This window comes from Luteimonas salinisoli (assembly GCF_013425525.1).
Classification (GTDB): Bacteria; Pseudomonadota; Gammaproteobacteria; order Xanthomonadales; family Xanthomonadaceae; genus Luteimonas; species Luteimonas salinisoli.
This window is the reverse complement of record NZ_JACCKA010000027.1, coordinates 21,985-43,389: the sequence shown is the minus strand read 5'-3', so window position 1 is coordinate 43,389 and position 21,405 is coordinate 21,985. Positions and strand designations below refer to the sequence as shown.

21 protein-coding genes are annotated in these 21,405 nt (G+C 71.3%); 10 read left to right on the top strand and 11 right to left on the bottom strand.

Annotated features, from left to right (window positions below):
- Positions 1-89: 89 nt before the first annotated feature.
- From H0E84_RS03590 to H0E84_RS20330, 3 genes are all read right to left on the bottom strand, one after another.
- Entirely contained in the window at positions 90-566 is a 477-nt protein-coding gene (locus H0E84_RS03590) for a hypothetical protein (protein WP_180677256.1), read from the bottom strand.
- 174 nt (positions 567-740) lie between these two features.
- On the bottom strand, positions 741-2,786 hold the full coding sequence (locus H0E84_RS03585; protein WP_257644049.1) for a TonB-dependent receptor domain-containing protein: 2,046 nt from the start codon (positions 2,784-2,786) through the stop codon (positions 741-743).
- A gap of 31 nt (positions 2,787-2,817) precedes the next feature.
- Positions 2,818-4,881 (bottom strand): TonB-dependent siderophore receptor, encoded by a 2,064-nt coding sequence (locus tag H0E84_RS20330; RefSeq protein ID WP_345776260.1) that lies wholly within the window; start codon positions 4,879-4,881, stop codon positions 2,818-2,820.
- Between the two features lie 61 nt (positions 4,882-4,942).
- Between H0E84_RS20330 and H0E84_RS03580 the strand changes: the two genes are divergently transcribed.
- From H0E84_RS03580 to H0E84_RS03565, 4 genes are all read left to right on the top strand, one after another.
- Positions 4,943-6,160: an ABC transporter substrate-binding protein gene (locus H0E84_RS03580; RefSeq protein WP_180677254.1), complete on the top strand. Its 1,218-nt coding sequence runs from the start codon at positions 4,943-4,945 to the stop codon at positions 6,158-6,160.
- On the top strand, positions 6,157-7,227 hold the full coding sequence (locus tag H0E84_RS03575; RefSeq protein WP_219339574.1) for a FecCD family ABC transporter permease: 1,071 nt from the start codon (positions 6,157-6,159) through the stop codon (positions 7,225-7,227). The genes H0E84_RS03580 and H0E84_RS03575 overlap by 4 nt, the downstream gene beginning before the upstream one ends.
- Complete coding sequence (locus tag H0E84_RS03570) at positions 7,224-8,273, top strand: ABC transporter ATP-binding protein (protein ID WP_180677253.1); 1,050 nt, start codon at positions 7,224-7,226, stop codon at positions 8,271-8,273. Before H0E84_RS03575 ends, H0E84_RS03570 begins: the two co-directional genes overlap by 4 nt.
- A gap of 149 nt (positions 8,274-8,422) precedes the next feature.
- Positions 8,423-9,313, top strand: coding sequence for a DUF5829 family protein (locus H0E84_RS03565; RefSeq protein WP_180677252.1), 891 nt, complete (start codon positions 8,423-8,425; stop codon positions 9,311-9,313).
- Between the two features lie 55 nt (positions 9,314-9,368).
- On the opposite strand, the gene H0E84_RS03560 is transcribed toward H0E84_RS03565, so the two are convergent.
- Positions 9,369-10,088: a hypothetical protein gene (locus tag H0E84_RS03560; protein ID WP_180677251.1), complete on the bottom strand. Its 720-nt coding sequence runs from the start codon at positions 10,086-10,088 to the stop codon at positions 9,369-9,371.
- A gap of 92 nt (positions 10,089-10,180) precedes the next feature.
- Positions 10,181-11,044 (bottom strand): alpha/beta fold hydrolase, encoded by an 864-nt coding sequence (locus tag H0E84_RS03555; RefSeq protein ID WP_180677250.1) that lies wholly within the window; start codon positions 11,042-11,044, stop codon positions 10,181-10,183.
- A 383-nt stretch (positions 11,045-11,427) separates the two neighbouring features.
- Between H0E84_RS03555 and H0E84_RS03550 the strand changes: the two genes are divergently transcribed.
- The 4 genes from H0E84_RS03550 to H0E84_RS03535 all read left to right on the top strand — a co-directional run bounded on the left by H0E84_RS03550 (position 11,428) and on the right by H0E84_RS03535 (position 14,944).
- Positions 11,428-12,648, top strand: a complete 1,221-nt coding sequence (locus H0E84_RS03550) for a helix-turn-helix domain-containing protein (RefSeq protein WP_180677249.1) — start codon at positions 11,428-11,430, stop codon at positions 12,646-12,648.
- Positions 12,649-12,692: 44 nt separating this feature from the next.
- Positions 12,693-13,367, top strand: a complete 675-nt coding sequence (locus H0E84_RS03545; protein ID WP_180677248.1) for an NHL repeat-containing protein — start codon at positions 12,693-12,695, stop codon at positions 13,365-13,367.
- A gap of 148 nt (positions 13,368-13,515) precedes the next feature.
- Positions 13,516-14,280 (top strand): DUF899 domain-containing protein, encoded by a 765-nt coding sequence (locus H0E84_RS03540; RefSeq protein ID WP_180677247.1) that lies wholly within the window; start codon positions 13,516-13,518, stop codon positions 14,278-14,280.
- Between the two features lie 34 nt (positions 14,281-14,314).
- Positions 14,315-14,944, top strand: coding sequence for a hypothetical protein (locus H0E84_RS03535; RefSeq protein ID WP_180677246.1), 630 nt, complete (start codon positions 14,315-14,317; stop codon positions 14,942-14,944).
- Between the two features lie 17 nt (positions 14,945-14,961).
- On the opposite strand, the gene H0E84_RS03530 is transcribed toward H0E84_RS03535, so the two are convergent.
- The 5 genes from H0E84_RS03530 to H0E84_RS03510 all read right to left on the bottom strand — a co-directional run bounded on the left by H0E84_RS03530 (position 14,962) and on the right by H0E84_RS03510 (position 18,107).
- Positions 14,962-15,192 carry a hypothetical protein gene (locus tag H0E84_RS03530; protein WP_180677245.1) on the bottom strand — a complete coding sequence of 77 codons (231 nt, stop codon included), beginning with the start codon at positions 15,190-15,192 and terminating at the stop codon, positions 14,962-14,964.
- A gap of 5 nt (positions 15,193-15,197) precedes the next feature.
- Positions 15,198-15,614 (bottom strand): VOC family protein, encoded by a 417-nt coding sequence (locus H0E84_RS03525; RefSeq protein ID WP_180677244.1) that lies wholly within the window; start codon positions 15,612-15,614, stop codon positions 15,198-15,200.
- Positions 15,611-16,039 (bottom strand): helix-turn-helix transcriptional regulator, encoded by a 429-nt coding sequence (locus tag H0E84_RS03520; protein ID WP_219339582.1) that lies wholly within the window; start codon positions 16,037-16,039, stop codon positions 15,611-15,613. The genes H0E84_RS03525 and H0E84_RS03520 overlap by 4 nt, the downstream gene beginning before the upstream one ends.
- Before the next feature lie 206 nt (positions 16,040-16,245).
- The gene (locus tag H0E84_RS03515) at positions 16,246-17,547 is read right to left on the bottom strand and encodes a HipA domain-containing protein (RefSeq protein ID WP_180677242.1); all 1,302 of its coding nucleotides are present in this window, start codon (positions 17,545-17,547) and stop codon (positions 16,246-16,248) included.
- Positions 17,544-18,107, bottom strand: coding sequence for a helix-turn-helix transcriptional regulator (locus tag H0E84_RS03510; protein ID WP_180677241.1), 564 nt, complete (start codon positions 18,105-18,107; stop codon positions 17,544-17,546). Before H0E84_RS03510 ends, H0E84_RS03515 begins: the two co-directional genes overlap by 4 nt.
- A 498-nt stretch (positions 18,108-18,605) precedes the next feature.
- On the opposite strand from H0E84_RS03510, the gene H0E84_RS03505 reads away from it, so the two are divergent.
- Complete coding sequence (locus H0E84_RS03505) at positions 18,606-19,721, top strand: alpha/beta hydrolase (RefSeq protein ID WP_180677240.1); 1,116 nt, start codon at positions 18,606-18,608, stop codon at positions 19,719-19,721.
- 59 nt (positions 19,722-19,780) lie between these two features.
- A complete protein-coding gene (locus tag H0E84_RS03500; RefSeq protein WP_180677239.1) occupies positions 19,781-20,140 on the top strand; it encodes a nuclear transport factor 2 family protein in 360 nt (119 codons plus the stop codon).
- A 100-nt stretch (positions 20,141-20,240) separates the two neighbouring features.
- Here the strand turns inward: H0E84_RS03500 and H0E84_RS03495 are convergent, their stop codons facing one another.
- Positions 20,241-21,203 (bottom strand): SMP-30/gluconolactonase/LRE family protein, encoded by a 963-nt coding sequence (locus H0E84_RS03495; protein WP_180677314.1) that lies wholly within the window; start codon positions 21,201-21,203, stop codon positions 20,241-20,243.
- Positions 21,204-21,405 lie beyond the last annotated feature (202 nt).

Sequence of the window (21,405 nt, the reverse complement as noted above, 5' to 3'; positions counted from 1 at the left end):
GGAGCGGCAACCCGTGTGGCCGCTGCTCGTCGAAAATCGTCTCCGGCACCATCTCAGCAACCGCGGGAACGCGTGCTCGGGCGGATCCATCATGGCCGACGGCGCATCCGGCTCGCCACCAGCGCGATCGGCAACCCGAACAGGAACAGGTGGATGAACATGCTGGCCGCGAACTCCTTGGGCGTCGGCGTTCCGCCGCCGAACTCCGCCCGCGACAGCGGCACCACGATCCGGCTCATGATCAGGTGGGCCAGCAGGCCGTAGGCGATGCCGTACAGCACCGGGCGCACGACCAGTGCGCGAACGCGCAGCCCGGCGAACGCGTAGGCGCCGGCAAAGGCGAAGCTGACCGCGAAATGCAGCACCACCCCCAGCAGTACCGCGGGGCTCCCGCCGCCGAAGGCGGCGGCGCCCATCAGCGCGCTGGCGATGGACTGGAAGATGGCGCCCGGCGGCACCCCGGCTTCGAACCACCAGTAGGCGCAGACCGCGCCGATGTCGAGGATGCCGGCGATCAGGCCGCCCCAGGCGGCAGCCGAAACCGGGCTCAGGGCGGGTGCTTTCATCGCATCGGTCTCCGTCGCGGCGGTGACCGTTCGGAGCATAAGGCAGCGGGCGGTGCGTGCGTGGCCGTCCACGCATTGGCACCGGCGCAACGACGCGGATTGGTACCGCACCCCTGCCTTGCTCGCGCCGGTCGACCAGGGGCAGGTGACGCCGACGCCAGGCTCGCGTTGCGATCAGAACTTTCCGCTGAGGGTGAGGACGACGAACATCGGGCTCTTTTGCTGGCGTCGTTCGGTCCGTGCCAGCCCGCCGGATCGGTCCGGCTGCATGAACCGGCGATCGCGGTGAGTGCGTTGGCTACCGATATTGCGGACCGCCAGCCTGGTCTTGAAACTGCCCAAGGCCCCGGTCTCGATGAATGCACCAAAGGCGTTCCCCGTGTGGAGACGGTCGATCTCGGCAACCCGGTAGATGGTGCCGTCGTTGGCGGCCTTCCAGGTCGCGCCCCAGCCGAAGCGCCGCGCGAGCACGTCGTGGCGGAACTCGGCGTTGATCAGCGGCGAGTAGACGCGCGACAGCGGCCGGCTGGCTTCGATCACCGGGTCATCGAAGCTGCTGCGCAGCACCGTCGCATCGATGGTGAGCCGCGCGGCAGCCAGCATCGCATCCAGGGGCAGGGCCAGCGATGTCTTGATGCCGCGATAGGTGGCATCGCCCGCATTGGCCAGGCCAACCGCCCCCGAGGGCAGCAGCACCTGCTCGAGCACGTCCTGGCGGTCTTCGTGGAAGATCTCGACGTTGAGCGCAAGGTCGCCGCTGCCGCGATAATCGTACGAGGCGTAGTAGCGCGTGGTCTGGTCCGGACCCAGATCGGGGTTGCCTGCCACCGCGGTCCCGTCGTTGAGCGATGCCGACGCGGCGAAATCGCCGAAATCGAGCTGGCCGACCAGCCTTCGTGCGCCCAGCCGCCATTGCGACCGCTCGCCGGGTCGCCACGACATCGCCGCTGCCGGTTTGAGGAACACGAAGGACTGCGTCCGCTCGGCGTCGCCGGTCACCGAGATCTCGGAGGCTTCCACCGCCAGTTCCATTTCCACGCTCAGACGCGGGGTCCAGCTTCCGTTGAGCTTGGCGAAGGCTTCGCCGCGCAGTTCCTCCACCAGCACGTCGGCGCCGGGCAGCGCGACGGGAACCGGACCGGTGCCGTCGTCGAACGACAGCGCGAACGTGCTGTCGAGCCTGTTATAGGCCACTTCCGCTCCGAACTCGGGTTTCCAGCCGGCAGCGTCGACGCGCACCAGGGTGGTCCGGGCCACCAGTTCGAGCGGTCGTGCGGTGGCATCCACGGTGGTATCCGAAAGCAGCAGGCCATTCCGATCGCGACGCGGATCGGACTGGGCCTCCACGCCATCCTTCGCCGTCAGCAGGCCGAGCGTCTTCCAGCGCCACGTGCCGAGGTCGCGGGTGTAGTCGGCACCCAGCTCCAGGTCCCAGCGTTCCCTGTCGTAGCTGGTGACCTGGGTGATGTCGGGGTCGCCATCGGGCAGCCGGCCGAGGTAGGTGTCGCCCGGCTGATCGTAGTAGTAGTGGTAGCGTCCGAAGCGACCCGTCAGGTTGAGCATGCCGCCGGCCAGCGGCCGCCGCGCATCGCCGGACAGGTAGGCCAGGGCCAGCGTCGAGGGCAGATCGGTCTGGACGGATGACGCCAGGTGTCCGGACGCGTCGCGCAGCAGCCGCAGGGTACGGGACGGGAACTCTTCCCACAGTCCGTTGAACCGCACCGAGGTCTCCCAGCCGCCCGCCGCTCTTGCATAGCTGGCCTGCAGTCGGGGATAGACCGTGCCGTTGCCGTTTCGCTCGATTTCGGACGACCAGGTGCCCGATGCAGTGCGTTCGGTGCGGACGACGTCGATGATCAGCGTCTGGCCCTGCGCCTCGGCGGTGGAGGCGTTGCGGATCACGTCGATGCGCTCGACCTGACTGGCGGAGATCCGACTCAGCGCGTCGACCACGCCCGCCTTCGAAGCGGGCCGGACTCCATCGATCAACACATTGCCGCCGGCGGCGCCGTAGCCGCGGATCTCCTCGTCGCCCTCGTTCAGCACGAAGCCTGGTGTTCGCCTGACCATGTCCAGCGCCGTTTGCGGCGCATAGGGCGTGAAATCGGCGGCCGGGTAGCTCACGACGTTGGTCGGGGCCGCGGTCGAGGCGTTCTGGGCGCCCGCTGCGGAGACGGCCAGTGCGCAGCACAGCAGACAGGCGATGCGCTTGGCGATCATCGGACCCCGTACGGAAGGGTGAAGCACCGACCTACCAGCGCCTGGACAGCGACACCCGCACGCTGCGCGGCGCCTGCGGGTAGATCTGCGAGAAGCCGCCGGTGATGTAGTGGCGGGTATCGGTGACGTTGTCGAGGTTGAGCAGCACGGCATAGCCATCGGCGAAGGCGTAGCGCGCGTTGAGGTCGATGCGGGTGTAGGCCGGCAGGTCGAAGCTGTTGGCGGTGGTGGCGGCCTGGCGTCCGGAATGGAACACGCCGCCGCCCACGGTGAGTCCGTGCAGCGCGCCCTCGAACGCCCACGAGGTCCACAGCGAGGCCTGGGTGCGGGGGATGCCGGCCAGGCGGTTGCCGACCAGGAATTCGTTCGTGTCCTCGCGGATGGTGGCGTCGATGTGGGCGTAGGCGGCCACCAGCGTCCAGGCGTCGACCGGGCGCATCGAGAGTTCGGCCTCGATGCCCTTCGACTGCAGCTCGCCCGCCTGCACCACCAGGTTCCAGTCGACCGGGTCGGCCACCACCGCGTCGGTCTTGCGCAGGTCGAACAGCGCCAGGGTGGCTTCGGCGCGGCCGTCGAGCAGGATCGACTTCACCCCGACCTCGATCTGGTCGCCGCGGGTCGGCCTGGTGATGACGCCCTGTTGCAGCTGGCCGGCGTCGGCCTCGTTGCGGAACGAGCGCGCCCAGCTGGCGTAGAACGACAGGTCGGGCGTGGCCAGGAAGCTCAGCCCCGCGCGCGGCGAGAACGGCGAGTCGCGGCGGGTGACCGCCGGGTCGATACCGCCGGTGTAGAACGACAGCGTGTCGGTGCGCTCGGCGCGCCCGCCCAGCAGCAGGCGCCAGCGGCCGAGCGCCATCTCGTCCTGCAGGTACAGCGCGGTGGTCTCGTACTCGTAGCGGCTGTCGCCGGTGTCTTCCCAGGCCTCGGGCGGGCCGGACGGCACCGGCGCATCGAAGTCGATCGGCTGGCCGTACGCGATGCGGCCGTCGAGGTAGGCCAGGCGGTCGCTGCCGTGCTCCACGCCGACCAGCAGCTGGTGGCGTACCGCGCCGGTGGCGAAGCGGCCGTACAGCTCGCCCTGCAGGGTCAGGTCCTTCTGCCGCTCGCGGTAGCTGACGAAGTTGCGGTTGACCGTGTCGCCGTCCAGCGCCGGGAAGCCGTAGTTGAAGAACTGCTCCTCCGGCACCTCGACGTCGGACCAGTACCCGGCCACGCGCAGCCGCCAGTCGCGCGAGAGCATGCGGTTGAACTCGATGCCGGCGGTGTGCTGGCGCTTGACGACGCGCTGGAACGGCTCGCCGTAGTTGCGCGACAGCGGTACCTCCAGGAAGCGCGGATGGTTGCCCAGGCCGCGGTCGAACGCCGCGTCGCGGCGCAGGTACTCGAGGCGCAGCAGCAGGCTGGTGTCGGCGTCGGGGCGCCATTCCAGCGCCGGTGCCACGTAGCTCTGGCGGTTGTCGACCAGGTCGCGGAAGCTGCCGGCGTCCTCGTGCGCCAGGTTCAGCCGGCCCAGCCAGGCGTCGCCACCGCCGAGCGGACCGGTGACGTCGAAGCCGGCGCGTGCGTAGTCGTCGCTGCCGGCGGTGAGCGTGGCTTCGCTGGCGAAGCTTTCCTGCGGCCGCTTGGAAACGAAGTTGATCACGCCGCCGGGCTCGAAGCGGCCGTACAGCGCCGAGGCCGGGCCCTTCAGCACCTCGATGCTGTCGATGCCCTGCAGGTCGATCTCCGGCTGCGAGACGCTCTGGCGCATGCCGTCGCGCAGCGTGCTGATCGCCGGGAAGCCGCGGATGCGGAAGCGCTGGTTGCCGGAGAAGCCGATCGTGCGCTGCACCCCGCCGACGGTCTCCACCGCCGCGCCGATGTTGGCGACGTTGCGCAGGTCCAGCAGCTCGCGCGGCACGATGTTGACCGCGAACGGGGTCTCGAGCACCGGCGCACCGGTCTTGGTCGCGGTCTCGCCGGGAATGCGCCCCAGCACCCGGCCGTAGACGGTGATCGCGTCGAGCTCGGTCGCCTCCATCGGCGCATCGGCCGCCTGTACGCCGCCCATCGCGAACACCCCCAACGCACACGCCAGCCCCTGGAAACGACCCACGACCACCTCGCCAGATGAAAATGTGATGATATAACATCAGCAGACGGCAAGAGGGGGCGGAATGCGCGGGCACGGGCGACGGGTGCGGGGAATCTGCGGGGTCGCGCTGGCCACGCTGGCCGTGTGCGCGCTGGCCGGCTGCGGCCGCGCGCCGGAAGCCCGGCTGGAATCGCACGCGCTGCCGGACGGGGGCACGACACTGTCGCTGCGGCATGCGCGCAACGTCGCGATCCACACCTTTCCGGGCTACACCGTGGTGCGCATGTCGGGGCCGGTGTCCGATGGCGGCGAGGGCACCGTGCCGCGGCACGACACCATCGTGTTGGCGCCCCGCGATGCACCGCTGCCGCAACTGCCCGACGCGCTGGCCGGCGCCGCGGTGGTCCGCACGCCGGTCCGCACCATCGCCACCAACTCCGGCGCCGACGAGGCCTTCCTGAGCCAGTTGGGCATCGCCGACCGGCTGGTGGCGGTGGGCGGGCTGCAGTCCTACGACCGCGACATCCGCGCGCGCACCCTGGCGGGCGAGATCGGCCAGGTCGGTTACAACTGGCACGCGCCGCCGAACCTGGACGTGCTGGTGCGGCAGGCCCCGGACGTGTTCCTGATGCGGCTGGGCTCGCTGGAGCACGCCGGCGCGCTGGAGCGCGCCCGCCGTCTCGGCATCCCGGTGCTGCCGACCTTCGCCGAGGACGAGGCGCACTACCTCGGCCGCGCCGAGTGGCTGCGCGTGTACGGCCTGCTGGCCGGCCGCCAGGCGCAGGCCGACGCCCTGTTCGAAGAGATCGAAACACGGGTCGCCGCGCTGCGCCAGGCGGCGGCCGCGCGACCGCCGACCCCGGCGCTGTGGGCCTATCCCAACGGCGCCGATCGTTGGGTCGCCACGGTGCGTGGTGCCGAGGGCGAGCTGCTCGCCGATGCCGGCGGGCGCAACCTGCTGGCGCGCCCCGGGCAGGACGGCGCGTACCCCTCGGACATGGTCTCCACCGAGGCGGTGCTGCCGGCCGCGGACGCCGCCGCGGTGTGGATTCTCGGCGACATCCACGCCGTGCCGCCGCGCAGTCTCGGGCTGCTCGAGGGACTGCAGGCCTGGCGCCCGGGGCATTTGTACGGCAACACCGCGCGCATCGACCCCGAGGCCAACGCCTACGACTGGTACCAGACCGGCGTGGTGCGCCCCGACTGGGTGCTGCAGGACTTCGTCAAGGCGCTGCATCCCGAGCTGGTCGATGCGCCGTTCGTGTTCCTGCGGCCGCTGCAGCCGGGCGAATTCCGGTGAGCGCGGTGGCGTTCCAGTCCGGGGGCCCTACGGTCCCGGAGCGACAATGGCGCTGGGCGCTGGGCCTGCCGCTGCTGCTCGCTCTGGCGTTCGCCGCCAACCTGGCGGCGGGCCAGGAAATGCTGACGCCCCAGCAGTTGTTGCACGGGCTGCTTGGCCTGGGCGGCGACGCGCCCGACGCCCGCATCCTGCGCGAGCTGCGGCTGCCGCGGGCGATCGCGGCGCTGGCCGGCGGCGCCGCGCTGGGCCTGGCCGGATTGCTGCTGCAGACCCTGTTCCGCAATCCGCTGGCCGACGCGTGGTCGCTCGGGCTGATGGCGGGCGGGCAGTTCGGCGCGGCGCTGGTGATCGTGGCCGGCGCGGTGGTGGGGCCGGCGGCGCTGGCGATGATCACCGGCCTGGCCGGCCTGGGCATCGTCGCCGGGGCGATGCTGGGCACGCTGGCGGTGGCGCTGGCGATGGCCGCGATCGCGCGGCGGGTGCAGACCGTGACCCTGCTGGTGCTGGGCCTGATGCTCGGCTTCCTGGCCCAGGGCCTGATCAGCATCCTGCTGCACTTCACCAGTCGCACCCAGTCGCGCATCTTCGCGTCCTGGAACGACGCGACCTTCGCCGCGGTGGTCTGGCAGGACTTCGCCACGCTGCTGCCGCCGCTGCTGGTCGCGCTCGCGGCCACCATCTGGCTGGCCAAGCCGCTGACCGCGCTACTGCTGGGCGAGACCTACGCGCGCAGCCTCGGCGTCGACGTGGCGCGGCTGCGCCGGCTGGTGCTCGGCGCGGCGATCCTGCTGGCGGCGCCGGTCACCGCGTTCTGCGGGCCGGTGGCCTTCGTCGGCCTGATCGTGCCGCACCTGGCGCGTGGCCTGGCCGGCACCGCGCGCATCGGCGCGCTGATCCTGCCCACGCTGGCGCTGGGCGGCCTGCTCACCCTGGCGGCCGACCTGGTGGTGCATCTGCCCTGGCGCCAGCACTTCCTGCACCTCAACGCGATCCTCGCGCTGATCGGCGCGCCGGCCGTGATCGTATTGCTGCTGCGCGCGCGCAGCCTCGGCGGAGGCGCGCGATGAGCCTGCTGCGGATCGAGAACCTGGCGATCGGCTACCGCAGCCGCGAACTGGTGCGCATCCCCGCGCTGGAGCTGTCGCGCGGCACCTTCGCCTGCCTGCTCGGGCGCAACGGCCAAGGCAAGTCGACGCTGCTACGGACCCTGGCCGGCCTGCATCCGCCGCTGGAGGGGGAGGTACGCCTGCTGGAACGGCCGCTGCGCGAGCATCGCCCCCGCGAACTGGCGCGGCGGATCGCGGTGGTGCTGACGGAGCGGCCGGAGATTCCGGGGCTCCGCGTGCACGACCTCGTCGCCATGGGCCGGCACCCGCATACCGGCTGGCGCGACGTGCTCGACGCCGAGGACCGGGAGGTCGTCGCCGACAGCCTGCGCCTGGTCGAAGGCGGCCACCTGACCGTGCGCACGCTCGACAGCCTCAGCGACGGCGAACGCCAGCGCGCGCTGATCGCCCGCGCGCTGGCGCAGCAGCCGGAGCTGATGCTGCTCGACGAGATCACCGCCTTCCTCGACCTGCCCAGCCGGATCACCATGGTGGCGATGCTGCGCCGGGTGGCCCGCGAATGCGGCATCGGCGTGGTGCTGTCGAGCCACGACCTGGAGCTATCGCTGCAGACCGCCGACCGCCTGTGGCTGCTGCCCGGCGACGGCCAGTGCGTGCACGGCGCTCCCGAGGACGTGGTGCTCTCCGGCGCACTCGGACGTGCGTTCGATCAGGACAACGTGGCGTTTTCGCCGGCCTCGGGGCGCTTCGAGAGCCCGGCAGCGGAGGGGCCGCTCGTGCGCGTGGCGGTCGACGGGATCGCGGGGGCCTGGTGCGAACGCATGCTGCGCCGTTGCGGCTTCACGGTGAGTTCGACGTCGGGCGCGATCGCGGTCACCCGGAGCGGCGACGGCCGTTGGCATGCCGCCGGTCTCGGCGCTGCGGGCGATCTCGGCGGCCTGGAACGACTGCTGGCGGCGCCGCACATGCCGGGTCCTGCCTCTGCGCCGCAGACGGCCGCCGGTCCCAGACGGTCCTGGGCGGATCGATACCGGAAGTCCCGATGAGCCGACGCATCGCATCCGAAGCGCGCGGTGGCATGGGCGATGCCGATGCGCTTCCGCAACCTCGAGGCAGGCGCCGATCGCGCCGGGCCGTGGCATGCATCCTCCTGGCGGCGTTGGCGTTGGCGTTGGCGTCGGCGCTGGGAGGATGCATGCGCACGCCGGCGGTGGGCCCGGCCGCTGCCGGCCCCCCGCCCGCGCCGCCTGCGCTCAACCATGTGTACGTGGTGCTGGACGGGCCGACCTTCGCCGCCCTGCGCGACAGCGCCGATGTCCGGCGCGCGCTTGGCCCGCTGGACGCGGGATTGCCCGATCACGCGCCGCCGGGGCGCGACGCCGACCGGGTGTTCCTGCGCGGCCGCCACACCTACCTGGAGTTCTTCGGCCCGGACAACCGTTTCGACGAGCCGGTGGGCAAGGTCGGCATTGCGATGGGCTTCGATGATGCAGCGCCGCTGCTCCGGCTGGAACGCACCTGGCGGCAAGTCTACGGCGACGACATCCGCCGCAGCGCGGTGACCTGGCGGCGCAGCGATCCGCCGGTGCCGTGGTACGACGCCGTGCAGCGCGACGCCACCGCCGGCGGTCCCGACCTGGTGCTCTGGGCGATGGTGTTCCGGCCGGAGTTCGTGCGCTGGCGCGCGGGGGACACGACCCGGCCGTCGGGCACCGCACGGGCCGAGGTGCTCGCGCCCCGCTGGCGCGATGGCCAGGGTTTCGTCGACATCGTCGAGGTGGCGGTGGACGTGCCCGCCGCGCTGCACGACGCCATCGTCGAACAGCTGGTGCTGGCCGGGATGATGGCCACGCCCATGGCTGCGGGAACGCGGCTCGATGGCGACGATTGGTCGTTGGCGCTGGGCCGCTCCGATGGCGAGGCGCGCGGCCTCGAACACCTGCGGCTGCGGACTGCCGCAACGACGAAGACCGCTCCGGCGCTCGCGCTGGGCCATTCCCATCTGGCGCCCCTTCCGGACCGCACCGTGCTGTGGCGATTCCGCCTGCAGGCACGGCCGGCCGCCCCGGGAACCTCTTCGAAGTAGGGTTCGCCCACCGCGGGCCGGGATCCGCCTTTCCGGGCCGATCGGGTCCGCGGGTTCAGCCCTTCAGCGTCTCGGGCGTCACCGTTCCGGTGACCTCGCCGTCCTCGTCGAGGAACTCGATCGAGGCGGCGCCGTCCGGCTCCACTCTCAGCCGCAGACGGGTCTTGCCCGCTTCGTCCATGAGGTCGATCACCGACTCGCGATCGCCGTTGCGGCCGGCGAACATGCGATTGGCGCCGTAGTAGTTCTCCGCGGCGCGGCGTTCCATCAGCGCCGCGCGCTCCGCCTCCGGCATCGCTTCCAGGGTGGCGCGTTCCTGGATGTCCTCCAGGATGGGCCGCTCCGGGCGGTCGCCGACCGTCAACCCGCTGCGGCGGCGCCCACCGGCCTCGATGTTGTTGAGCGTCACCACCTGGTCCTGCTGGTACTGGTCCATGCTCAGATGGACGAAATGGCTCACCTCGCCATCGGCGCCCCTGCTGCCGGCATAGACCAGGCCGCCGTTCTCGGTGCCCTCGTCGTTGAAGAACAGCATGCCGGCCACCTTCCGGTCGTGCGGGTACTGCTCGCCCTCGAGGATCAGCCCGGGGAACTGCGCCATGTTCGATACCGTCATCCGCAGCGTGCCGTCGGGCTCGCGCACGTTGATGCGCTGCACGTCGATGACGTCGAACTTCTCGCTGCGCGCAGAACTGGCGCCGGTCAGGACCACCGCCCCGACGACGACGGTGAGTACGCCGACCCAAGCGGCCAGCAGTCGATTCTGGAGCTTCATGGGACCATTCCTGTCTGCACGATGGGAGCCGCCACACTAGATGCGGCCCGTGGGCGAGACAAGGCCAGCGGCATGGGCGCCGAATCGCCCGGTCAGGGCCGGTCGGCTCTGTGCGGAGCCGTCGCTTGTCGCAGAAACGCGACCAGCGCGGCGCGAACTTCGGCGTCGTGCCCGAGCCAGGCATGCCCGCCGTCGGGGAACAGGATCAGTCGGGCGCCGGGAATCTCCGCCGCGGCATGGGCCATGCCCGCATCGGTGCCGTAGAGGTCGTTGCGGGTGCTGATCGCCAGCGTCGGCGCGGCGATCAGCGACAGTGCCGGCGACGGCGATGGCGTGGTCACGAGCACGTCGTTCTTCAGGCCGTCGACCTTCGGGCTGACCGGAAAGATGTCGCGGACGACGGCGAGCGCGCGCTGCCGTTCCGGGTCGCTTGCGTTACGGAAGTCCTCGAGGGGCGTGGCCAGTACGGTTTCGATCAATACCTCGGGCCACAGCCGGGCCAGGCCCCAGATCACGAAGTCGGACCGCAGCGCGTGGTCGAAGACGAACTGCCAGAACGGCGAGGGCGGCGTGGTCTCTGCGACTTCGCGCCCGGGCACTGCGATCGCCGGGACCAGCAGCACGAGCGCGGTACAGCGGTCCGCATGGCGGACGCAGTACTGGAGCGCGGAAGGCGCGCCGGCCGACAGGCCGAGCGCCGCGGCCCGCGGCACTTGCAGGGCGTCGAGCAGGCAGGCATGCGCGTCGGCCTGCGCGGCGGGCGTGGCATCGGCGGGCAGCGGCGTACGCAGGTAGCCGAAGCGCGAGACCGCGATGGCAGTGAACCCGGACGCCGCGAGCAGCCTCTGCAGATCGGCGACCTGCGAATAGCCGCCGCCGGCCCCGTGCACGAGCAGCACGGCGGGGCCGTCGCCGGACATCGCGTATTCGATCGGACCGCAGGCGGTGTCGGCCACGCGACTGCCCGATTGCAGCGTACGCAGCGCCGCGGTCCGGTCGGATCGATATTCCAGCAGCACCCAGGCGGCGACGAGGCTGAGCATCGTCACGGCGATCAGCAGGATTCGCTTCATCGTGCATTTCCGCGTGCGCGAGCGCCGCCGCCGCAGTCCGGCATCCGGTCACCCGGGCAGGAAGCGCGATCGACGATCGGGGCGGGCGATGGCATCGGACCGGCCAGGCAGGGGGAGGGACGTGTCCATCCTGGGTCAGGAGAGCGCCTGTGCCATTGATCCGGATCAACGGGACCTTGGTTTTTGCGCGGGCGCGCGCTGCTTCCGGCGCCATGATCGCGATCGCCGGCAACCGCAATCCTGCCGCCACCGGTTAGCCTTCCGCGATGGACTCCCTGATCGCCGCTGCCGCACGCGCGCTCGCCACCGGCGACGTGCTCGGCGCGCTCGGGCGCGTGGCGCTGCGCGAGGACCCGCCGGCGCTGGCGCTGCGCGGCATCGCCATGGCGCGGCTGGGCGAGTACCCGCGCGCACGCGAACTGCTGCGGCGGGCCGCCCGCGGCTTCGGCAGCAACGAACGGCTGGCGCGGGCGCGCTGCGTGGTGGCCGAGGCGGAAGTGGCGCTGGCGATGCGCGATCTGGGTGGCGCCACGCGCCCGCTGGCGACCGCCGCGGCGGTGCTGGAGGCGTGCGGCGATCGCGCCAACGCGCTGCAGGCGCGGCTGATCGCGGCGCGCCGGCTCCTGCTGCTCGGTCGCCTCGACGAGGCCGCGGACGGCCTGACGACTGTTGATGTGGGCGGCATGCCGCCTTCGCTGGTGGCGGTGGCGGAACTGGCCACGGCCGAGCTGGCGCTGCGCTCGCTGCGCACCGGCCCGGCAAGCGAAGCGCTGGAGCGCGCGCAGCAGGCGGCCGCCGCGGCCGGGGTGCCGGAGCTGTTGGCCGAGGTGGCCGAGGCCCGGGCGACGCTGGAGCGGCCCGCGGCGCGGCGCCTTTCGGCGGCCGGCGAACAGCCGATGCGCCTGGCGCAGGTGGAGGCGCTGCGGCAATCCGACGCGCTGCTGGTCGACGCCTGTCGCCGCGGTCTGGGCGCCGGTGCGGAATGGCGGCCGCTGACGCGGCGACCAGTGCTGTTTTCCTTGGCGCGCACCCTGGCCGAGGCCTGGCCCGGCGACGCCAGCCGCGACCTGCTGATCGCGCGCGCGTTCCGCCTGCGCGACCCCGACGAGAGCCACCGCGCGCGGCTGCGGGTGGAGATCGGCCGCCTGCGCGCGCTCGTCCAGCCGTTCGCACGCATCGAGGCCACCGCCGGCGGCTTCGCGCTGCGGCCGCGCGACGGGCGCGAGGTGGTGCTGCTGGCGCCGCCGATCGACGGCGAGCAGGCGGCGCTGCTGGCGTTGCTCTCCGATGGTGCGCCCTGGTCCACCTCGGCGCTGGCGCTCGCGCTCGGCGCCAGCCAGCGCACCGTGCAGCGCGCGCTGGCCGAACTGGAGGCGGCCGGGCGGGCGCGCTCCATCGGCCGCGCGCGCGCGCAGCGCTGGCTGGCCCCGTCGCTGGCGGGATTCACGACGATCTTGTTACTCCCGGCCGCGCTCGGGCCCGGCTAGATTGACCTCGACGCGCCGCCAGGGCGCAACGCGAGGAACCGACGATGGCAAACCAGAAAACAACCGCACGCCAGGTCCCGACGCGCGCGGCCGAGATCGTCCGCGAATACGGCCCGTTCGCCGGCGCCGAACAGGTCGGCGGCGTCACCCATGATGGGCAGCGCGTGTGGGCCGCCACCGGCGCGGCGCTGGTCGCCTTCGATCCGGGCAGCGGAGAGACGGTGCGCAGTTTCGAACGGGCGGCCGACGCCGGCACCGCCTTCGACGGCACCCACCTGTACCAGATCGCCGAGGCGCGCATCGACAAGATCGATCCGGCCACCGGCGCGGTGCTGAAGTCGATCCCGTCCCCGGGCCAGGGCCACGACTCGGGCCTGGCCTGGGCCGAGGGCAGCCTGTGGGTGGGGCAGTACCGAGACCGCAAGATCCACCAGGTCGACCCCGACACCGGCGCGGTGCTGCGCACCATCGAGTCCGACCGCTTCGTCACCGGCGTGACCTGGGTCGACGGCGAGCTGTGGCACGGCACCTGGGAAGGCGACGACAGCGACATCCGCCGCATCGACCCGGCCAGCGGTGCCACCCTCGAGCGCCTGGAGCTGCCGCGCGGCAGCGGCGTCAGCGGCCTGGAATCCGACGGCGCCGACCTCTTCTATTGCGGCGGCGGCAACAGCGCAACCGTGCGCGCGGTGCGCCGCCCGAAGCGCGCCGCGGCCTGACCGCGCCGCAGCTTCGCCGGGCCGGCCCACTGGGCCGGCCGACCACACCCCGATCCGACCCGCACGAACACGCGCGCGACCAGCGCCGCGGCGGCTATGCGCGCCCTTCAGATTTCCCATGCGGCCCAACGGCCGAGGAGTGCAACCGATGAACACTTCCACCATCGAACACAACGCAACGCGCCACCCCGTCGTGGCCAGGGAGCAATGGCTCGCCGAGCGGCTGGCGCTGCTGGCGCACGAGAAGGAGCTGACCCGGTTGCACGACCAGGTCGCGCGCGCGCGCCGCGCGCTGCCGTGGGTGCGCGTGGAGAAGGACTACGTCTTCGACACGCCGCAGGGGCCGCGCGGCCTGGCCGACCTGTTCGCAGGCCGCCGCCAGCTGCTGGTGCAGCACTTCATGTTCGCCCCGGGCTGGGAGGAGGGCTGCAAGAGCTGCTCCTACATGGCCGACCACCACGACGGCGCCAACCTCCACCTCGCGCAGCGCGACATCACCCTGATCGCGGTCTCGCGCGCGCCGCTGGCCGAGTTGGAGCGCTTCCGCCGGCGCATGGGCTGGCGCTTCCCGTGGGTGTCCTCGAACGGCACCAGCTTCAACCGCGACTTCGGCGTGACCTTCTCCGCCGAGGAGGTGGCCGTCGGGAAGGCCCCTTACAACTACACCGTGCAGGCCTTCCCGCACGAGGAAGCGCCGGGCATCAGCGTGTTCTACCGGGACGACGACGGCACGGTGTTCCACACCTACTCGCGCTACGGCCGCGGCGTGGAGGCGATGATGGGCGCCTACCCGCTCATCGACCTCACCCCGCTGGGCCGCAACGAGGACGACCTCAGCTACCCGATGGAGTGGGTGCGGCACCACGACCGCTACGCGCCCGCGCCGGAGGCCGCCGCGTGCTGCGCCGGGTGAGCCCGAGCCCGCGGCCCGCGGCGGCGACCGACCCGTGAACGAACTCTGGCCCTGGGCGGCGGTCGCCGGGCTCGGCCTGCTGCACGGGCTGATGCCGGCGAACGGTTGGATGTTCGCGGCGGCCTGGGGCGTGCGCGCGGGCGGCGGCGGCCATGCCTGGCGTGCGCTCGCACCGATCGCCGCCGGGCACGCCGCCTCGATCGCGGTGGTGGCCGGCGCGTTCGCCCAGGGCCTGGTGCTGGACCATGGCACGGCCCAGGCCCTTGCCGGCGCGGCGCTGCTGGGGCTGGCCGCTCACCGCTGCCTGCGCAGTACCGACGCGGCCGGACTCGCCGGGCCGCGCGCCGGCCAGGCCGGGCTGGCGGCGTGGTCGTTTCTGATGGCCACCGCGCACGGCACCGGGCTGATGCTGGTGCCGGCGCTGCTGCCGCTGTGCATCGGCAGTGGCGGCGCCGCACCGGCCGCCAGCGGCGGGCTGGCCATGGCGGCGCTGGCGGTGGGCCTGCACATGCTGGCGGCGCTGGCCGCCACCGGCGCGATGGCGGCGGGCGCCTGCCGCGGGCTGGCGCGGTGGCCGCGGCTGCTGGACGCCGCCACCGCCCGCCACGCCTGGACCGCGGTGTTGGCGGTCACCGGCGTGGTGCTGCTGGGGGGCCGCGCCTAACACCGGCCGCGCCCACGTCAGGCTTCCCTTGCGCTGCGCCAGCGCGCCACGTAGGGCTGGAAGAACATGTACAGCCCGCTGGCCAGCATCAGGAACAGCGGCGGCAGCGGCGAATACACCAGCCATGGGGGCGGCTCGCCCAGCGCCATGGCGGCGAAGTTGGCGATCACCGTGAGAGTGAACACGATCGAGAGCCAGCGGTGCGCCTGGCGGATCCATGCGCGGGGGCCGGTTGCGCGCGCGACCACGCCGGTCAGCCCTGCCCGCGCCGCGACTGGATCATCTTCCAGCCGTTGCCGGACGGGTCGCGGAAGCCGGCGTCGATGTTGCCGAAGCGCTCCACCGGCTCCTGGGTGAATTCCACGCCGAGCGCGCGCATCCGCTCCCAGGCGCCGCGGCAGTCGTCCACGTCCAGTACCAGCGGCGGCATCGCCCCCTTGGCGACGAGCGCCTGCAGGGCCTGCGCGGTGGCCTCGTCGTGCACCGGCGGCCCCGGCAGGAACAGGCCGAGCTGGAACGACGGCTGCCGCGGATGCTGCACCGTCAGCCAGCGGTATTCGCCGCCGCCCACGTCGGTGTGAACCTGGAACCCCAGCTTGTCGACATAGAACCGCAGTGCTTCGTCCTGGTCGCGGACGTACAACCCGACCACCCCGATACCCTCGCTCATGGAACCTCCGTTGCTGTGGACGCGAGGATGCTATCGGCCGCCTCCCGACGCCGCTTCTCCGAAACTGCGGTGGTGAGAGCGGGGCGGTGGGCGGCGGCGAGATGGCAGGCCGGTACCTGCCCCAGCGGCTGGGCGGCGGTCCGCTCGCGCGCCCGGCGCGCGCCCGGGGCCTCGCCGGTGACGTCGTGGAAGGTGCGCCCGAAGGTGCCCAGGCTGTTCCAGCCGGTCCGGAACGCGATGTCGGTGATCGGCAGCTCGGTGTCGCGCAGCAGCGCCACGGCCCGCTCGATCCGGCGGGTGAGCAGGTAGCGGTGCGGCGGCACCCCGAAGGCCTCCTTGAACGAGCGCGCGAAATGCGCCTCGGACACGCCGCTGACCCGCGCCAGCCGCTGCACCGGCCAGTCCTCGTGGGAGGCCGCATCCATGCGGTCCTTGGCGCGCAGCAGCCGGCGCAGCAGCCTGGGATCCTGGCCGGCGCGCGCCGGCGCGGGCGCGCCGGGCGACGGGCTGCCCTGGGACGGGCGGTCGGGTTCGTTGTCCATGCGTGCAGTCTCGCATCGGTGTGCCGGCGGCGGGAGGAGACGCCCGGCATCGGTCGGCCCGCAGCATGCTGCCTGGCTTCCCCGCCGGGCTATTCGGAGCGGGCGCCGGAGGACGCGCTCAGCATCTTCATGCAGCGGCGCGCGGATTCGGAGATCGAATCGACCAGCGTGTCGACGATCGGGTGGCCGATTCCCTCCTGTCTCATCCCGGCGGCAACCATCGCCGCAAAGTCGGCGATCGAAGCGCCAACCAGCGCCAGGACTTCCCTGACGTCGTCGTTGGAGAAGCCCAGTTCGCTGCCCAGCGCCAGCCAGTCCCGCACATTGATGTCGTGCCAGCGGTAGTGGCTTCCGATCTTCATTGCCATCTTCAACTTTCTTCGGTCGATCTCCGGGTACGGCAGGGCGCTGGAGATGTCGTAGAACGGCGCCAATCGCGCGGCGCCGCCGGCGCCGAGCAACAGCGAGTAGTTCTTGGCATGCGCGTCGGATCCCCCGATCAGCCAGTTGAAAACGAGCACGAGCAGGAAGTTCTCCCTGTCGACCCGTGGCTGCGCCGAATACTGATGCAGCACCTCGCCGATCTGCGCCGGCGACGGCCCCCCCTGTTTCTGGTATTTCCGCTGCGGCATCACGCCCAGCGCCTGGCAGAAGTCCTCCTGGTGGACGCGCCACCAGCGTTCCGCCTGGTATTCGCGGTCGTAGCGCCTCACGCAGATCGTGATCTCGTCTTCGAAGTGCAGGATCGCGGATTCGCATGCGGACAGTTGCAGGCTGCGGGCGAGCGTCAGGCAGAAGTGCTCGTTCTCGACGTAGCCCGCGTATGCGCCGGTCGGCGGCTTCAGAATGTGGGTCGTCGGCGTGCGACCCTGCGGGATGCCCCATCGCCCATCGTTCCGGTGCAGCGCGATCTTGGGCTGGACGCCCGGAAGACTGAACTGTCCGATGTCGTCCTGGCGCCGCGTCGCGCCGGCATCGCGCCGCACCTGTCGCAACCTCTCCGCCACCGAGGCTTCGTCGAGCCACTCCACCTCGCCAGGCCCGCCATCGAGAACGTCGTCGACCCGCTCGGTCCGCACGAACTGCGCCGCACCGGCGCAGTCCTCGCCGACGCGGCCCAGCAGCGCCAGGGGGTTGCGCGGCGAGACATGGAACTGGCTGGCCCAGCGCTGGAGGATGTGCTCGTTGTCCGGGAGGAACCCCCACAAGACTGCCGCGACCGCATCGGAGTCGGGTTGCTTGTTCGCCAGCGGCAGGCTGAGCGACAGCGGGATGGCATCGCGACTGTTGCGCCAGGCCTCGTCGTAGACGAACCCGGGGTGTCCGCGCCTGTCCGCGAAGGCGCGGCCAGCCAGTCTCCCGTTGATCAGAACGGTCAGCTCCGTCGTCACTTCTTCGATCCGGAACGCTTCGAGACCCGCTTCGAGGGACGCTTGCCCTTGGTCGAACCGCCCGGCTTGCGTTTTCCTTCGGGTCCACCGCCTCCGGCCACTGATCCCGGGTCGTCATCAGCAGGTCGCACCGTGCCCGCCAGATGATCGAACCGTCTTGCCAACTCGATCGCTCTCGGTTCGTCGGCGCTGGTTCGCGGCAACTCGGCGAGGGCACTCGGCAACCCGGCGGTGCGACCCACCGCGGCGCCCCGGTTCCTCTCGACAATGGCATCGATGTCCAGATTCGGAGCGGCCCCACTCGCAGGATGCTCGATCCTTTCATCCCCCGGCGCCGCGCTTGCCTGCTGCTTCGCATCCACATGCAGGGACAAGCCAAGCACGCGCAGGGCACGCAGCGCGAGGCCAACTTCCGCGCGCGGCTTGCCTTTTTCGATCTCGATGACCCACTGCCGTGTCACGCCGACCTGCTTCGCAAGCGTGGCCTGATCCCAGCCCAGCTCCTTGCGGCGCGAGCGGATGGTGAGCCCAAGTTCCTTTGGCGTTTGGATGATCGGCATCGCTTTCTCACGATCGAGTCACCGTTCGATGACATTCTAGCGATGTTCGCGATCGCTGACAATAGTCCCTTGATGTCATCCATCGATGACATTCACTCCATGTCATCGATCGCAGACATACGACAGGTGAAGCGGCATCATCCAACACGGGGGACGAGGGGAACAAGTAGGCTGAACTCCGGGTGCCGAACTGCATACCGCGCCGGCCCAAGCGGGTCAGGGCTGAGCTGACACTCCACGCGCGATTGGCCCACCGCTAGCCGGCTGCAGCGGTCGGCCAGCCGCGAGCCAGGGTGAACCAGCGGCGGCTGTCCATCGGTCCGAAGTCACATGCACGGGCGCGGTGGCCCGTGGCATGGTCGGGTCCATGGAGCCGTTCGCACGCGAAGCCATGATCCGCCCGACGTTGGAGGGCGCCAGTCCGCTGACGACCCGGGACGTTCGCGCCGCATGCGTCGCGAGCCGGTCCGATCGGACATCGACACCAGGAGAATCGCCATGAAGACGCGCGCACTCGCGCTTGTGCTGCTCGCCGCGCTGACCCAGCATGCTGCCGCCCAGGAATGCCCGGCGGAGAAGTCCTACGGCCAGGCCCGCGAGGTGGTGCGCGATCTGCAGCGCATCGTCACCCCGGACGGCATCCAGGAGTCCTACACGGCCACCATCGGCGGCATCGAGCAGTGGTTCAACGTGCGCGGCAAGCACAAGGACAACCCGATGATCCTGTTCGTCCACGGCGGACCGGCGTCGCCGGCGATGCCGAGCCTGTGGCAGTTCCAGCGCCCCATCGAGGAATACTTCACCGTGGTCCACTACGACCAGCGCGGTGCCGGCAAGACCTACCGGGAAGCCGACCCGGAGGCGATCGCCGAGACCATCCACATCGACCGCTATGTCGACGACGCGATCGAGGCTGCCGAATACGTGCGCGCGCGCTACGGCAAGGACAAGCTGATCCTGGTCGGCCACAGCTGGGGCACGGTGCCCGGCATGAAGGCCGCGCTCGCGCGCCCGGACCTGTTCCACGCCTACGTAGGCATCGGCCAGGTCATCAACACCCGCCTCAACGAAGAGCTGAGTTTCGCGTATGGCCTGGCGCAGGCGCGCGAGCACGGCAACCAGGACGCCATCGCCGAGATGGACTCCATCGCGCCCTACCCCGGCGACCGGCCCATCACCCGCGAGCGGGTCGTGCTGGCCCGCAAGTGGCCGCAGCACTATGGCGGGCTCAATGCCTATCGCGACGAGGAGCAGCCGTATTACTACGGCGCTTCGCTGCTGTCGCCGTCGTACGACTGCGCCGATCGCGCAGCGTTCTTCGAAGGCAGCGTGTTCACCCTCGGTCGCCTGCTCGACGAGTACCTCCAGGTCGACCTGAGCGGCGTGCGCGAGTTCCCCATCCCGGTGGTGATGTTCATGGGGCGCCACGACTACACCACGCCGTCCCGGCCGACCGCGGACTGGCTGGAGCAGGTCGACGCGCCCTACAAGCGCGGGGTGTGGTTCGAACACTCCGCGCACATGATGCCGTGGGAAGAGCCGGGCAAGACGCTGCTCAGCCTGCTCGAGCACGTGCGTCCGCTGGCGGTGGAGGCCGAAGACGCCGGCGGGTAGCTGATGGATACTGCGCAGGCACGATGCGTTGCTCACCCAACCCGACGGAGGACTCCCGAATGTCGGAACACCACAAGCGGGTACTGGAACAGGCCAACGCGGCCATCGTCCGCGGCGACCATGAAGGTTTCCTGGCGTTCTGCACCGAGGACACCGAATGGACGTTCGTGGGCGACCGGACGCTCAGGGGCAAGGATGCGGTTCGCCGGTGGATGGCCGAAGCCTACGAGGTGCCGCCCAGGTTCAGGGTCGATCGCATGCTCGCCGAGGGCGACTGCCTCGCGGCCATCGGCGAGATCACGTTGACCGACGATGCAGGCAAGACGGCCAGCCACGCCTACTGCGATGTCTGGCGCTTCCAGGACGGCAAGCTGGCAGCGCTGCAGGCCTTCGTGGTCGAGACCGGATCGGCCGGCTGACACACGCTCGGCGCCCGAGCCGTTGCAGCGAACGGCCCCGCGGCGATCTGGCGGGCTGGCGGATCCGCCAGCCGACGCTGGCGTGCCGCGCGAGCGGGCCTCAGCGCAGCCGCACCCGCGCCAGGAAGCCGTGCGAGGTCATGTACAGCACCCGGCCGTCCTCGGCCAGCGTGCAGTTGGCCACGGCGGTGCCGGTTTCGATCCGGCCCAGCCGGGTGCCGTCGGGCTTGAAGACCAGCACGCCGCCGGGGCCGGTGGCGAACAGGGTGCCGTCGGCGGCCACGGCCATGCCGTCGGGCAGGCCGGGGGCGTCTTCGCCGAGAAGATCCGAGGCGTCGGCGAACACGCGGCTGTCGACCGCGTTGCCGGTCTCGTCCAGCGTGTAGGCCATCCAGATCGGCCGCTCGGGATCGGAGTTCGCCACGTACAGCGTGTTGCCGTCCGGCGAGAGCGCCACGCCGTTCGGGAAGCTCAGTGCGTCGTCGACCAGGTGCACGCCGCCATCGGCGTCGATGCGGTACACGCCGTTGAACGCCAGTTCCTTGGCCGGGGACTCGTCCATGTCCTTCAGCCCGTAAGGCGGATCGGTGAAGAACACTGCGCCGTCCGCGCGTCGCACCACGTCGTTGGGGCTGTTGAAGCGCTTGCCCTCGTACGATGACGCGAGCGCGGTCTTCTCCTTCGTCTCCGGGTCCAGCCGCGCCACCAGCCGGCTGCCGGAGTCGGCCAGCAGCACGGTGCCGCCGGGCTCGGCGAACAGACCGTTGGCGCCGGCTTCGCGCAGGGTGCCGTCGTCCGGGCCGGCGTAGCCGGAGGGCTCGAGGAATACCGAGAGTCCATCCGCCTCGGACCAGCGGTACATCCGGTTCTCCGGAACGTCGTTGAACAGCAGGTAGTCGCCGTCCCCGACCCACGCCGGCCCCTCGGACCAGGTGAATTCGTCGCCGGTCAGCTGTTCGATGCGCGCGTCCGGCGGCACCACCTCGGCGAAGGCGTCGTCGAACGCGGTGAGGCGGCCGACGGCGTCGAAAGCCGGTGTTGCGGACGCTTGGGTGGCGGACATGTCGCTCTCGGCGTCGCCGGTGGCGGCGTCGTCGCCCGCCGGAGCGCAGGAGGCGGCCAACGAGGCCGCGAGCGCAGCGGCCAGCAGCGGTAGGGGGCGAGCAGGCATCGGCATCTCCTTGGGACGGCGGACCGGACGAGCCGATGATAGCGATAACAGCCGAGCCGGTCAGCGCGCGACGGCATCCGCCGCAATCGGGCAA